Below are 12,643 nucleotides of genomic sequence, written 5' to 3' on the forward strand. Positions count from 1 at the left end.
TAGCAATCTCAACGCAAAGGTAGGCGTCGCAGTTTTCCTGGAGCCATCGGATCAAAGAAATGATCTAAGGGACCGTGATCAACGAAATGTGCGTGCCAGTACTTTAGCGCATTGTGGTCTAGTGACACGCCCAAGCCTGGTCCAGTTGGCACAGACACCACGTTATTACTCTGTCGAAAGGGACCTCCTGCGATGACGTCTCCTGTTTGCCAACGGAACAGTGATTGACTAGGTTCAGATATCCACTGCGTAGCAGCTGAAACATGAAGATATGCTGCAGTACAAATCCCTGCGTCACCCGAATAGCACCAAAAGCCAATACCCATTGCTTCACAAGCAGCTATAAACCGTAACGCGCGAGAAATTCCTCCGAGAACGGCGAAGTTAGTTACAAAATAGTCTGGTACTCCTAGGGCAACTGCTCGTCGAATATCCGGCACATGTGACGAAAAGGGAATGGCCGAATGCTGGCGCAGTGCTTTCATTTCTTCGAAGGTAGCGACAGGATCCTCGTAGTTTCGTACGTCAAACGGTTCGATCTCGCGTAGCACACGCCTCGCTGTTGTTAGTGACCACTGCATATTGGAGTCCAAGCGAAGAACTGCCTTCTCACCGAGAGCCTCACGCAGCATTCTCACAGTCCGAATCTCAAGATTCGGATCGCCGAGGATGAGCTTTCCTGCGAATGCAGTGCTTCCGTGCTGATCTCGCATGCGCAGGCAGTAGTCAACGATGGCCTCAGCTGTCATTTCTCGATCTGGCCGGAAGCCAAAGTACTCAGTAAAGGAAATATCATCACGGACCTTTCCGCCGAGCAAAGCGTAGAGAGGTGCGTCCCACACCTTCCCTCGAATATCCCAAAGTGCAATTTCAATAGCGCCAAATGCCTTAACTACCCTAGAATCGTCAGTGTTCTGCACGATTTGCCAGGGTGGAACGCAAGTTTTTTCACAGCCAGCCATATCAAGTGGATCTGCGCCTCTCAGTACTTCGCCCATACCGTGGATAAGGTCGACTACATCGGTACTTGGCGCTTCACCAAGACCAATCAAACCGGAGTCAGTTTCTACTTCGACGATCGTCTTTGATGTGCCCGGGTAGAGGCCGCCTGTCCACCACATCGGAGCCTCTAGCGGGATGTTGACCGGAGTGGCGCGTATCGATCTAATCTTCATTGTTGAGCCTATTGGTTCTTTAGTTGCGCATCTTGCCGCCATTGGGATCGTAGAGGGGTGCTCCCAGGATTTCAGCCGGGAAGCGCTGGCCGCTGATCTCGATCTCGACCTTGGTGCCGGCCTTGGCTAGCTCTGTCGGCACATAGCCGAACGCCACCGACTTGCCCACGGAATGCGCATAGCCGCCCGACGAGACATAGCCGACGGCCTTGTCGCCAACCATCACCGCCTCGTCATTGGTGACGTCGATATCCTTCGTGGCAACCACCATGGTGACGAGCTTCTTGGTCGGTCCCTTGGCCTTCTGCGCCAGTGCCGCCTCCTTGCCGATGAAATCCTTGCCCCAGTTGATGAAGGCGTCGAGCCCGCTTTCGGCCGCCGTGAAATCCGGGCGGTAGTCGAGGGTCCACACACCCCAGTTCTTCTCCAGCCGCAGGCTCATGAGCGCGCGGGCACCATACCAGCGGAGGCCCAGATCCTTGCCGGCCTCCTCGATCGCTTCGGCGAGGCGCAGCTGATAGGGCGGCGCCACATAGATCTCATAGCCCAGCTCGCCGGAGAACGAGACGCGCGCCAGGATCGCCGGCACACCGGCGACGAACGTGCGGCGGATGTCGAGGAACTTCAGCGCCGCATTCGAGACATCGTCGCGCACCAGCCGCGCCAGCAACTCGCGCGAGCGAGGGCCGGAGAGAGCGATGCCGTGAAGCTCGTCCGACATGTTTCGATAGGCAACACCGGTCTCGGGTAGATGCTTCTCGAACCAGCGGCGATGCGCCTCCTGCATCGCGCCAGAGCCGAACAGCATGAAATGCTCATCACCCAGGCACGCCACCGTCAAATCACCATAAAGCTTGCCCTTGGGCGTCAGCATCGGCGTGAGTGACATCCGGCCCTGTTTCGGCATTCGCCCGGCCAGCACATGATCGAGGAAGGCACGCGCCCCCGGCCCCTTGAATTCGTGCTTCGCAAAGTTCGCGATCTCGATCGCCCCCACGGCCTCGCGCACCGCCTTCACCTCGCGCGCCACATAGTCATGGGCGCGGGGCCGGTTGAAGGTGGGTGCCTCATGGGCATCCGCCGGCCCATCGGCGAACCACAGCGCATGCTCCAGGCCAAAGCCCTGGCCCCAGACCGCGCCCTTGGCGGTGAGGCGATCATAAAGTGCCGTCGTCTTCTGCCGGCGCCCCTTGGGCAGGGTCTCGTTGGGAAAGGTCATCACGAAGCGGCGTTCGTAATTCTCGGAGGATTTGATGGTGCCCCAGTCAGGTGTCGCGAAATTGCCGAAGCGCGCCACGTCCATCGCCCAGACGTCGATCGAGGGTTCCCCGTCCATCATCCATTCCGCCATGCAGAGGCCGACGCCACCGCCCTGGCAGAAGCCCGCCATGACGCCGACCGCGACCCAGTAATTGCGCATCCCCGGCACCGGGCCGATCATCGGGTTGCCGTCGGGGCCGAAGGTGAAGGGCCCGTTGATCACATTCTTGATGCCGGCGCGGCCCAAGGCCGGAATGCGCTGGAAGCCCAGCTCCAGCCGTTCGGCGATGTTGTCGAGCTTGGGTTCCAGCAGCTCATGGCCGAAATCCTGCGGCGTGCCCTTGACCGACCAGGGTGTCGCCCGCGGCTCATAGGTGCCGAGCAGCATGCCTTGGCGTTCCTGCCGGAAATACATGTTGCCTTCATAGTCGATGCCGGCCGGCAGCCGTTCCTCGCCGCGCTCGACGATCTCCGGGATCGCCTCGGTGATGAGGTAATGGTGCTCCATCGGCTGCACGGGGAGATGGATGCCGGCCAGATGCCCGACTTCGCGTGCCCACAAGCCGCCGGCATTGACGATCATCTCGGCATTGATCGTGCCGTTCGGCGTCACGACATCCCAGCTGCCGTCGGGGCGCTGCTTCGTCTCGATCACCGGCGTGTGCGTGTAGTACCTGCCGCCATGCACCTTGGCGGCCTTGGCATAGGCATAGCAGACGCCGGAGGGATCGATGTCGCCATCCAATGGATCCCACAATGCCGCGATGTAACGCGATGGATCAATCAGCGGATGGCGGCGTGCCGCTTCCTCGACGCTGATGAATTCCTGATCCAGCCCCATATAGCGCGCCTTCGAACGTTCGCGCTTCAGATAGTCATACCAGATCTGGTTGGAGGCGAGATAGAAGCCGCCCGTGGAATGCATGCCGACCGAATGGCCGGAGGTCGCCTCGATCTCCTTGTAGAGGTTGATCGTATAGCCCTGCAGCCGCGAGATGTTGGGGTCGGACGATATGGTGTGGATCTGCCCCGCCGCGTGCCAGGACGAGCCGGAGGTGAGCTCGCTCCGCTCCAGCAGGATGACATCCTTCCAGCCGAACTTGGCGAGGTGGAACAGGATCGAGCATCCCACCACGCCACCACCGATGATGACGACCTTCGCATGCGTTTCCATAATTGTCGTGTCCTTAGTACCAGGCATCCGCCATGGATTGTTTTCGGCGGTTCATGAAGTCATTGAGCGCTTCGTCCACGCCCGGATCGATTGCGGGATCGGTGTGGCTGGCCAGCAACGCGCGCCATTTCTTGTCGGCACGCACATCCGCCGGCCGTGACCCCGCATCGCGCCATTGCTCGAACGAGTCATTGTCGGCGAGATCCGCGTCATAGAAGGCGGTCGTGTAGTTCGCCATCGTATGCGCACAGCCCAGGAAATGCTTGCCCGGCTCGACCTCGCGGAAGGCATCCATGGCCAAGGCATTCTCATCCATCGGCAATCCGGCCAGCAGTTTGTGCATCATGCCGAGATGGTCGCAATCGAGGATGAATTTTTCATAGCCCATGACCAGCCCACCCTCAAGCCAGCCCGCAGCATGGAGGATGAAATTGGCGCCACCCAGCAAGGCCGGCCACAGGGAATCGGCACTCTCCTGAGCCGCCTGTGAATCGGCGACCTTGGACGCCGTGAGCGAGCCGCCGCAGCGCAAGGGCACGCCCAGACGTTGCGCCAGCTGCCCGATCGCGAGATAGGCCATGGCCGGTTCCGGCATGCCGAAGGTCGGCGCACCCGAGCGTAGCGACATGGAGGAGAGGAAGTTACCGTAGATGACCGGTGCGCCCGGCCGTTCCAATTGCGTGAGTGCGACACCGACCATGGCTTCGGCATGGGCCTGGGCGATGGCGCCTGCCGTCGTCACCGGTCCCATGGCACCGCCCAGGATGAACGGCACCACCACCGCCGCCTGGTTGGCGCGGGCATAGGCGCGGAGTGCCATCGACATGACACCGTCGAAGATCAGCGGCGAGTTGGTGTTGATGTTGCCGAGGATGACGCAGTTCTTGTCGACGAAATCGGCGCCGAACAGGATGCGGCACATCTCGATCGAATCCTCCGCGCGCTCGGGTGCGGTGACCGACCCCATGAAGGGTTTCGCCGAATGCTTGATATGGGCATAGACCATGTCGAGATGGCGCTTGTTGACCGGCACGTCGACCGGCTCGCAGATGGTGCCGCCCGAATGATGCAGCCAGGGCGACATCCAGGTCATCTTGACGAAGTTCTTGAAATCCTCGAGCGAGCCATAGCGGCGGCCCTTCTCCTGGTCATAGACGAAGGGCGAGCCAGGCCGGCGCGAACACCACCGCATCGCCGCCGATCTCGACCGCATGGTTTCCGTCGCGCCCATGCTGGATGAAGGTCCTGGGCGTGGTCTTCTTGATGATCTCGACCACATGCCCCGGCTCGAACTTGACACGCACGCCCTCGACCTTGGCGCCGGCCTTGCGCCACAGTTCCAGCGCCTCATCATCACCGCGGAACTCGACGCCGATCTCGGCCAGGATCTGCTCGGCCTGTGCGTGCAGCCGGTCAAGACCATCGGGCTGCAGGAAGGTGTAGGTGGGGATCTGCCGCCGCAGGGAAAGGGTGCTGCCACCGCCGGCCGCACGCGGCTGCGGTTGCGCGTCCTTGCGGCTGTTTGCGGGCTGGTGGTGGGCTCAGTAACAGCATCGCTTGCCATGCGGACAACTTCACATCTATATTTTTTATGTGGTCCATGATCAAACGTCGCAGAGTTTAGGTAAACCCGAATTATATTTGTCCGATGAATAGATTTTTCTTATGAGTAAGCTCAGGCAGTTAATTGCTAATCCAAGCGCCCTCCTATCTTTTGAGGCGGCCGCACGGCTTCTCAGTTTTACAAAGGCCGCTGAGGAACTTGGAGTTTCCCAAGCTGCTGTAAGCGCCGCGATAAGGACCTTGGAAGGCAACTTGGCGGTTCGCTTATTCGTAAGAGATCATCAACGAGTTCGTCTAACAGAAGCTGGCAAAATACTTAGTTCAGACGTAGCAGTAGGGTTTGGGTATATTGCGCGATCTATAGAGGTTATCCGGCGCCCATCATTCCGCCGACATGTCACACTCTCGACGTCGACGGCGTTTGCTAGCCATTGGATAATTCCGCGGCTGCCAGGCTTTCGATTACTCTACCCGGAAATTGATCTTCGGATTCAGACGTCGGACCGAGATCTCGATCTTGAGAGGGATGAACTAGCTCTCGGAATCCGTCGCGGCAACGGGCAGTGGGAAAGCTATCAAGCAGAGCATTTTGCGGATGAGATTCTCTTTCCAGTTTGCAGCTCAGGGTACTTGGACCAAGCTGGTCGCGTGAGCGAGATCGAGGATCTAGCTAGATGTAAGCTCATTCATTTGGAAGAGCCCCATAGACCTCGGCCAACCTGGACTGATTGGTTTGCAGAAATGAACCTCAGCTACAAGGATGACGGCAATGGCCTGCGCTTGAACGACTATGGACTTGTAGTTCAGGCTGCTATCGGATCCCAGGGCGTCGCACTTGGCTGGGCCCATATCGTTGACCACCCAATTCAACAGAAACTTCTACATCGAATATGCGATTGGAGTTGGAGTACTGGACACCATTTCTATTTGGTAAGGCCCAAGGCTGTAGACATGTCACTAGACACAAAACTGGTAATGGAATGGATATTGGCAGAAGCAGCCACTCTGCCCCGGAGGTTCAAGATTGAGACCAAACAATAGTAACGTTGACTTGCCACTGAAGATTTCCTCCAATTTTGGTTAGAGTCTGGCCCAGCAATGGAGACAGACGATGAAGGAGAGGCGGTTTTCGGAAGAGCAGATTATCGCGGTCCTGCGGGAGCACGAGGCCGGAGCGAAGACGGCGGATCTGGTCCGCAAGCACGGGGTATCTGAGGCGACGCTGTATATCTGGAAAGCCAAGTTCGGCGGGCTGGATGTAAGCGAAGCCAAGCGACTGCGGGCCCTGGAGGACGAGAACGGCAAGCTGAAGCGACTGCTTGTGTTTGAGTACCGAACTAGGACCCCCACCCAAAGGATCCCTATCGTATTGATTGTGCGAGCAAAACAATTCGCGATATGGGGGTCCCGATCGGCGCCGATCGGGACCCCTCTCGAATCCAGATTTATAAGAGAAATCATATGGATGGTTGAAAATGGAAGGGGTCCCAGTTCGGTGCTGAAATACACCGAAGTGTGCCGGTTCATTTCGGACCAGGTCTACGAGGGACGTCTGACCAGCCATCCCGACACGGCAAGGCAGCGAGTGGGAGACACGTCGATGCCCGAGGCGGGAGCGTTATGGGTGCCTGTCCCATGAGGGAAGCTCGCAGATTTCACCCGAGCAAGTCTCTGCGATTCGCGCGACCATCGATGAGCTTATGCGCGGAACGTGGACCGAGAAAGACGGCACGACACGTCCTATGCGTGAAAGCCATATCATCGTGGTGGCGCCATACAACGCCCAGGTCAACGCGCTGCAGGAAGCCCTGTCAGCGACAATCCGGGTCGGCACCGTCGACAAGTTCCAGGGTCAGGAGGCGCCCGTCTGCCTCGTCTCGATGACCGCATCGTCAGCGGAGGAAATGCCGATGGGAATGGAGTTCCTGTTCTCGCTCAATCGCATCAACGTCGCGGTGTCCCGTGCCAAGGGATTGGCTGTCGTGTTCAGGAGTCCCCGTCTGCGGGAAGCTAAGTGCGAGACGGTCGAGCAAATGCAGCTCGTGAATACACTCTGCGCATTACCGGTGATGGGGTCGGTGTCTGCCGAAGCGGCGCGCGAGTATGCGGCAGCGCTCCGCCTCGTGGATGCGCGCGATAAGCTTCGCGAGCTTTTGGGCATCGTCCAGGCGATCATCAATGACGAGACGGATTCCTGAACGCGTCGGCCGCATGTTCCGCCGCAAGCTGCAGGATTCGCCGCAACGCTACTACCTGAAGATCCGCCTGCAAGCGGCGCGCAACCTGCTGTTCTGCAGCGACGTGCCGATCCAGAACGTGGCGCTCTCCTGCGGCTTCTCAGGAGCGGAGGTGTTCTCGCGCTCCTTGAGTGTGCTCAACATCAAGCGAACCAGGCGCATCTATGTCACGTTAGGCCTGCAATTGCACAACAAGACGCCTAAGCGCCGGGTCAAGGCCAAGCTTCGGAATGATCGTGCGCCAGCGTCCGGGCCGAACGAAACCTGGGCCATGGACTTTGTTCACGACCAATTGGCCATGGGGAAGAAGATACGGATTCTGAAGGTGGTCGATATCTTCTCGAAATTCTCGCCGGTCGTTGATCCCCGTTTCCCCGCAGAAGGGGTCGGACGAGACGTCAGGCCTGGCCGCAGGGGAAGGCTTTCCCCTCAGAAACTGAAAGACGGCGGATCGACTGGAGGCCATTTCTTGTGCGTTGCAAAGGGCGGGAAGGAGACGTTCGGAGCGTTCTGCTCGAATGGCCGCTCTTGGCGCAGTAGGACGGCCTAAAATCTTAGCTCCTGCGAAGAGGGAAGCTATCACTCGGTCGGTTCAAGTTGGTTCTTCGCACGAAACCTGACAGTGCAATTGTGCCCGAACAGGAACACCTCTGCCCGTTAGCCGTTTCGCCTCGGCCTCTTGGCGCTTTTCATCGCCACCTTTCCATCCAGCCCAAGCTCTCTGAGGTCGGGCCATTGGACTTATACTCTGCCCCCAACGGCGCATTCCAACCAGAAGCGGCGACTGACGCGAAGATAGTGCAGTAGTCCAATTCGCCGTGATCTGGTGGCCCTCGGTCAGGCACGCTTGCGAACTGGACATGACCGATGATCGGCAGCAGCTCATTGAAACGCGTCGAGATATCGCCCTCGGTCCGGCCGATGTGATAGCAGTCGAACATAAGCTTGAGATTTCTTTCCCCGACCGCTGTGATGATGTCGCGCGCCTGGTCCGTGGTTTGAAGGAAGTATCCCGGCGCATCGTGGCGATTAAGCGGTTCGATCAGGATTGTGATCCCAAGGTCCGCTGCCCGCTTCGCGGCATAGGACAGGTTCGCGACAAAGACAGCCCATGCGTCCGCGCCACTGGCGAATCCTGCCATGACGTGAACCATCACCGCTCCGACTTTTGCGGCGTAGGCCAGGGCCTGATCAATGGCAGCGCGGGCTTCAATCTCGCGTCCGGGCAAGGCGGCGAGTCCATTCTCGCCGGGCTTTCCGCGAACTGTGTTGATTCCCAGCATCCGCAGCCCGGTTTCGCTCAGGGCACGGGCGGTTTCTTCTGCCGGAGTTTCATAAGGCCAGTGACATTCAACCGCGTCAAAGCCGGCGGCCTTGGCAGCAGAGATAGCTGCAGGCAGGGGAATGTCCGCCCACAGAAAACCCAGATTGGCGGAAAACTGCGTCATCCGTCCCACTCCACGTCGAATCTGGTGACCAACGCCTGCACCTGGCTGGCCGTCAGCCCGCGCGCTCCAGTTCCGCGCAACAGAAGGGAAAGGCGAGCCGTGGCCTCCAGTTCCTCGATCGCATTGCAAGCGGCATGCACATCCTTGCCTGCAACAACCGGACCATGATTGGCCAGCATCACGGCGCTGCGTTTGCCAGCAAGTCCGCGCACGGCATCGCCCATGGCGGGGTCTCCGGGCAGGAAGAACGGCAGGAGCTTTACCTTGCCCAGCTGCATGATGGCATAGGGCGTGAGCGGGGGCAGGAAGTTGTCTTCATCTGCATCGGGCAACATCGACAGGGCGACTGAATGGGAGGAGTGCAGGTGGACCACCGCCCCCGCCGTGCTGCGCGTGTCATAAAAGGCAGCGTGCAAGGGCATTTCCTTGGTCGGGGGATCACCGTCGATCAGGCGGCCCGTAGCATCGAATCGTGATAGCCGTGCTGGGTCCAGCTGCCCGAAACTGCTGCCTGTCGGCGAAACCAGAAGCCCGCCATCCGCAGTCCGGGCCGAGATGTTGCCGGTGCTGCCATGCGTAAGCCCCCGGTCAAAAAGCGAACTTGCCAATAGGCAGATCTGCTCGCGCAGCGCGGTTTCCGCACTCATGCCGCCCCCATTGCATCAGAAAAGAACGAGGGCGCACCAAAGTTGCCGGATTTCAGGGCAAGAGCCATGGGGTGGCGGTTGCTTTCGCAATAGGTCCAAGGCACTCCGGGAGCGATTTCCCGCCCGATGTGCAGACGGTCAACCCCCAAGGCCGTGGTGACCGCCCCGGATGTTTCGCCGCCTGCAACGACGATCCGGCGCGCGCCGGCATCTCGGGCTGCTACCGCACAGGTTGCCAACGCCTCTTCGACGATCTCACCCGCGCGGACACGTCCCAACCGCTCCTGTGCCGTGCGCACATCTTCCGGCTCAGCTGTGGCGTAGATGAGGGGCGCGCGGTCCATGTCCTGCCTGGCCAACCATTCCAGCGCCGGCTCGGAGCCGGATTGGGCCAGATCCACTGGGTCAAGGCGCAGAGAGGGTGCGCCGGTGGCGGTGTAATGGGCGACCTGCGCGTTCGTCATGGCCGAGCAACTTCCCGACAGGACGATAGCCGCACGCGGCAGGTTGGGGACAGTCGGTCCGTCCTTAGTGCCGGCAAGCCGGCCCACTGCAAGGTAGATGGCGGGCAACGGCATAGCCACGGCGCTCCCCCCGGTCATGAGCGGCATGTCGCGGCAGGCCTCGGCAATCACATCAAGATCGGCATTCGCAACGGCATCAACGATCACATGCGCCGTTCCTTCCTTTGCAAGCCGCGCAAGCTCCGCGCGCAGAGCCTTGGCCCCTTGGGCCACGGTCAGCCGATCAGCCAATCCGACGGTTCCTTTCACCTGCGGCTGAAGAAGGCGCATCAGGTTGCTGTCGCGCATCGGCGTCAGCGGGTGGTTCTTCATCGGGCTTTCCGCCAGCGGGTGGCGGCCGACGAAGAGGTTGCCCATGAAGATCGTGCGGCCATTCTCGGGAAAAGCCGGGCAATAGATGGTCTGCGCGCAATCCAAATCGGCCATCAACGCCTCGGCCACCGGGCCGATATTGCCTGTCGGAGTGGAATCGAAAGTCGAGCAGTATTTCCAGAAAAACCGTTCAGCCCCGGCGCGGCGCAGCCAGTCCAGCGCCGCCCGACATTCGGCGACGGCGATATCGACCGGCGCTGTGCGGCATTTCAGGGCGATGACCTCGAAGGCGGCAGCATCGGTGGGTGGCGCCTTGGGAATACCGATCCGCAACGAGACCTCGACCCCTGACCGCGCCAGAAGCCCGGCAAGATCGGTCGCCCCGGTAAAGTCGTCAGCAATGCACCCGAAGAAGGCTGGCATGGTTCAGCTCTCCGCCGCCGGGTCGCCAGCGCTCGGGAGCGTCAGGCCGACATTGCGGGCGTAGACCTTGGCGATCGCAGCGTCATCCTCGGCCCCCAAGCCCATGCCCACCGCTACCATGTATTGCTGCAGCGTTGCGGCAGTGATTGGGGCCGAAAATCCGGCAGATTTCGCGACGTCCATCACGATACCAAGGTCCTTGGGCCAGATGTTGATCTGGCTGCGCGGCGAATAGTCCCCTTCCACTATATGGGGCGCGCGGTTTTCAAGCATCCAGCTGGTACCCGCGCATTTGCTGATCACCTCGACGAAGGTCGCGGGCTGAATCCCTTGTGTCATCCCGAAGGTCAGTGCCTCTGCCATCGCGGCGATGTGAACCCCGGCAAGAAGTTGGTTGACAGCTTTCATTGCCGACCCAGGACCCGCCTCGAAGCCCAGATCGAACACCGTTTGTGCACAGGCGTCCAGCACCGGACGTGCGGCCTTGAAGGCCTCTGGCCGACCGGCAGCCATGATCGAGAGCGCGCCTTGAGCCGCCCTTGCAGCGCCGCCCGAGATTGGGGCATCAAGGTAATGAACGCCCGCTGCCGCACAGCGCGCCTCCATCTCGCGGGCAAAGGCTGGAGGCACCGTGGCGCAGGCGATGACCACCGTGCCGGGCGTAAGCGTCGGCACCACACCGTCCGCCCCGAACAGCACGGCCTCGGTCTGAGCCGCGTTCAGGACGACGACGACCACGGCGTTCAGATCAGTTGGAAGGGCACCGAATTGACCGCCCGCGACCGCGAACCTGTTGACAGCGTCGAGGTTGAGGTCAGCGCCCCAAACTTGCTGCCCGGCCCGAAGGCAGGACAGGGCCATGCCATAGCCCATCGAGCCGAGTCCGATCACCGCCGTCTTGAATTCCATTGTCATGTCCGGGGTCCTTGGTTGCGCAGCCACGTGGCGGCATCGCGTCGGGTGGTGCGCACACGCCAGACCGTATCGGAGGCGGTGATGAACATGTCCGTTCTGTCCGGGCCGCCAAAGCACAGGTTAGATGTGGGCGCGGGCAACAGGATCTTGCCAAGGCAGCGACCCTCGGGCGACAGACAGCGGATGCCGTGCATGGCACTGGTCCAGACATTGCCGTCGTGATCGACGCGCAGCCCATCGGGCACCCCCGGCTCGATCACCGCGAAAACCTCGCCGCCGCGCAGGGTGGTGCCGTCCACTTCGAAGACGCGGATATGTTGAGGGAGGTCGTAGTCAATGCCGGGGAAACTCGAGCCGCGAATGGCGCCTGAATCTGCAACGTAAAGTCTGCGCTCATCCGGCGAAAAGGCCAGCCCGTTGGGTTTGTCGAAATCGGTGGTGACCGCGATCAAGGTGCCGTCCGGCAACGCACAATAGACGTAACAGCCGCCGATCTCGCCTTCGGCCAGATAACCTTCGCCGTCAGAATTGATGCCATAGGGCGGGTCGGTGAACCAGATCGACCCATCCGAGCGTACGACGACATCATTCGGTGAATTCAGCCGCTTGCCCTGGTAACGGTCGGCAATGATCTCGACCGTCGCAGGGTTTTCGGGGTCAGGGCGGCGGATCACCCGCCTGCCGCCATGATCGCATGAGACCATCCGGCCTGCGCAGTCCAGCGTGTTGCCATTGGCAAACTCGCTGTTCTCCAGCGTTGCCGAAAGCTCCGCGTCAGACTCCCACTTACACATCCGCTTTGCAGGGATGTCGTTGAAATACAAAGCCCCGTGCCACCAAACCGGGCCTTCGGCCCAGGTGAACCCTCTGGCTATGGCCTCTGGCACGGTCGTGGTGTCAATGAGGTCGCGGAACGCGGGTTCATTGACCTCGTAGGATGGGAATGTCATCGGTCGACCCTTGCT

General features: G+C 60.3%; 9 protein-coding genes and 3 pseudogenes. 4 read left to right on the forward strand and 8 right to left on the reverse strand.

Translation table 11 applies throughout. From position 1 onward, the window contains the following. Window positions 1-8: 8 nt before the first annotated feature. From IPK59_06120 to IPK59_06130, 3 genes and pseudogenes are all read right to left on the reverse strand, one after another. Window positions 9-1,175: a mandelate racemase/muconate lactonizing enzyme family protein gene (locus IPK59_06120; GenBank protein ID MBK8158357.1), complete on the reverse strand. Its 1,167-nt coding sequence runs from the start codon at window positions 1,173-1,175 to the stop codon at window positions 9-11. A 19-nt stretch (window positions 1,176-1,194) separates the two neighbouring features. After that, the gene (locus IPK59_06125) at window positions 1,195-3,609 is read right to left on the reverse strand and encodes a GcvT family protein (GenBank protein ID MBK8158358.1); all 2,415 of its coding nucleotides are present in this window, start codon (window positions 3,607-3,609) and stop codon (window positions 1,195-1,197) included. 13 nt (window positions 3,610-3,622) lie between these two features. Beyond that, window positions 3,623-5,072 (reverse strand): annotated as a pseudogene (locus IPK59_06130) (trimethylamine methyltransferase family protein). Window positions 5,073-5,274: 202 nt separating this feature from the next. Between IPK59_06130 and IPK59_06135 the strand changes: the two are divergent. From IPK59_06135 to IPK59_06150, 4 genes and pseudogenes are all read left to right on the forward strand, one after another. Further along, window positions 5,275-6,213 carry a LysR family transcriptional regulator gene (locus tag IPK59_06135; protein ID MBK8158359.1) on the forward strand — a complete coding sequence of 313 codons (939 nt, stop codon included), beginning with the start codon at window positions 5,275-5,277 and terminating at the stop codon, window positions 6,211-6,213. Between the two features lie 70 nt (window positions 6,214-6,283). Beyond that, window positions 6,284-6,493 (forward strand): annotated as a pseudogene (locus IPK59_06140) (transposase). 144 nt (window positions 6,494-6,637) lie between these two features. Then, a pseudogene (locus tag IPK59_06145) lies at window positions 6,638-7,370 on the forward strand (hypothetical protein). 13 nt (window positions 7,371-7,383) lie between these two features. Beyond that, a complete protein-coding gene (locus IPK59_06150; protein ID MBK8158360.1) occupies window positions 7,384-7,959 on the forward strand; it encodes a helix-turn-helix domain-containing protein in 576 nt (191 codons plus the stop codon). Between the two features lie 139 nt (window positions 7,960-8,098). Here IPK59_06150 and IPK59_06155 read toward each other — a convergent pair whose 3' ends face one another. Genes IPK59_06155 through IPK59_06175 form a run of 5 tightly spaced genes read right to left on the reverse strand, consistent with a single transcriptional unit; the run spans window position 8,099 to window position 12,628 of the window. Continuing rightward, window positions 8,099-8,857: a TIM barrel protein gene (locus IPK59_06155; protein ID MBK8158361.1), complete on the reverse strand. Its 759-nt coding sequence runs from the start codon at window positions 8,855-8,857 to the stop codon at window positions 8,099-8,101. Then, window positions 8,854-9,504 (reverse strand): aldolase, encoded by a 651-nt coding sequence (locus tag IPK59_06160; protein MBK8158362.1) that lies wholly within the window; start codon window positions 9,502-9,504, stop codon window positions 8,854-8,856. Before IPK59_06160 ends, IPK59_06155 begins: the two co-directional genes overlap by 4 nt. After that, window positions 9,501-10,763, reverse strand: coding sequence for a four-carbon acid sugar kinase family protein (locus IPK59_06165; GenBank protein MBK8158363.1), 1,263 nt, complete (start codon window positions 10,761-10,763; stop codon window positions 9,501-9,503). The genes IPK59_06160 and IPK59_06165 overlap by 4 nt, the downstream gene beginning before the upstream one ends. 3 nt (window positions 10,764-10,766) lie before the next feature. Beyond that, on the reverse strand, window positions 10,767-11,678 hold the full coding sequence (locus IPK59_06170) for an NAD(P)-dependent oxidoreductase (protein ID MBK8158364.1): 912 nt from the start codon (window positions 11,676-11,678) through the stop codon (window positions 10,767-10,769). Continuing rightward, the gene (locus IPK59_06175) at window positions 11,675-12,628 is read right to left on the reverse strand and encodes an SMP-30/gluconolactonase/LRE family protein (GenBank protein MBK8158365.1); all 954 of its coding nucleotides are present in this window, start codon (window positions 12,626-12,628) and stop codon (window positions 11,675-11,677) included. Before IPK59_06175 ends, IPK59_06170 begins: the two co-directional genes overlap by 4 nt. Between the last annotated feature and the right edge of the window lie 15 nt (window positions 12,629-12,643).

It is taken from the genome of Rhodospirillaceae bacterium, from assembly GCA_016712715.1.
GTDB lineage: Bacteria > Pseudomonadota > Alphaproteobacteria > Dongiales > Dongiaceae > Dongia.

Excerpts from the sequence above, each read along its gene's own strand:
- IPK59_06120 (MBK8158357.1), bottom strand. The coding sequence starts at position 1,175 with ATGAAGATTAGATCGATACGCGCCACTCCGGTCAACATCCCGCTAGAG.
- IPK59_06125 (MBK8158358.1), bottom strand. The coding sequence starts at position 3,609 with ATGGAAACGCATGCGAAGGTCGTCATCATCGGTGGTGGCGTGGTGGGA.
- IPK59_06135 (MBK8158359.1), top strand. The coding sequence starts at position 5,275 with ATGAGTAAGCTCAGGCAGTTAATTGCTAATCCAAGCGCCCTCCTATCT.
- IPK59_06150 (MBK8158360.1), top strand. The coding sequence starts at position 7,384 with ATGTTCCGCCGCAAGCTGCAGGATTCGCCGCAACGCTACTACCTGAAG.
- IPK59_06155 (MBK8158361.1), bottom strand. The coding sequence starts at position 8,857 with ATGACGCAGTTTTCCGCCAATCTGGGTTTTCTGTGGGCGGACATTCCC.
- IPK59_06160 (MBK8158362.1), bottom strand. The coding sequence starts at position 9,504 with ATGAGTGCGGAAACCGCGCTGCGCGAGCAGATCTGCCTATTGGCAAGT.
- IPK59_06165 (MBK8158363.1), bottom strand. The coding sequence starts at position 10,763 with ATGCCAGCCTTCTTCGGGTGCATTGCTGACGACTTTACCGGGGCGACC.
- IPK59_06170 (MBK8158364.1), bottom strand. The coding sequence starts at position 11,678 with ATGACAATGGAATTCAAGACGGCGGTGATCGGACTCGGCTCGATGGGC.
- IPK59_06175 (MBK8158365.1), bottom strand. The coding sequence starts at position 12,628 with ATGACATTCCCATCCTACGAGGTCAATGAACCCGCGTTCCGCGACCTC.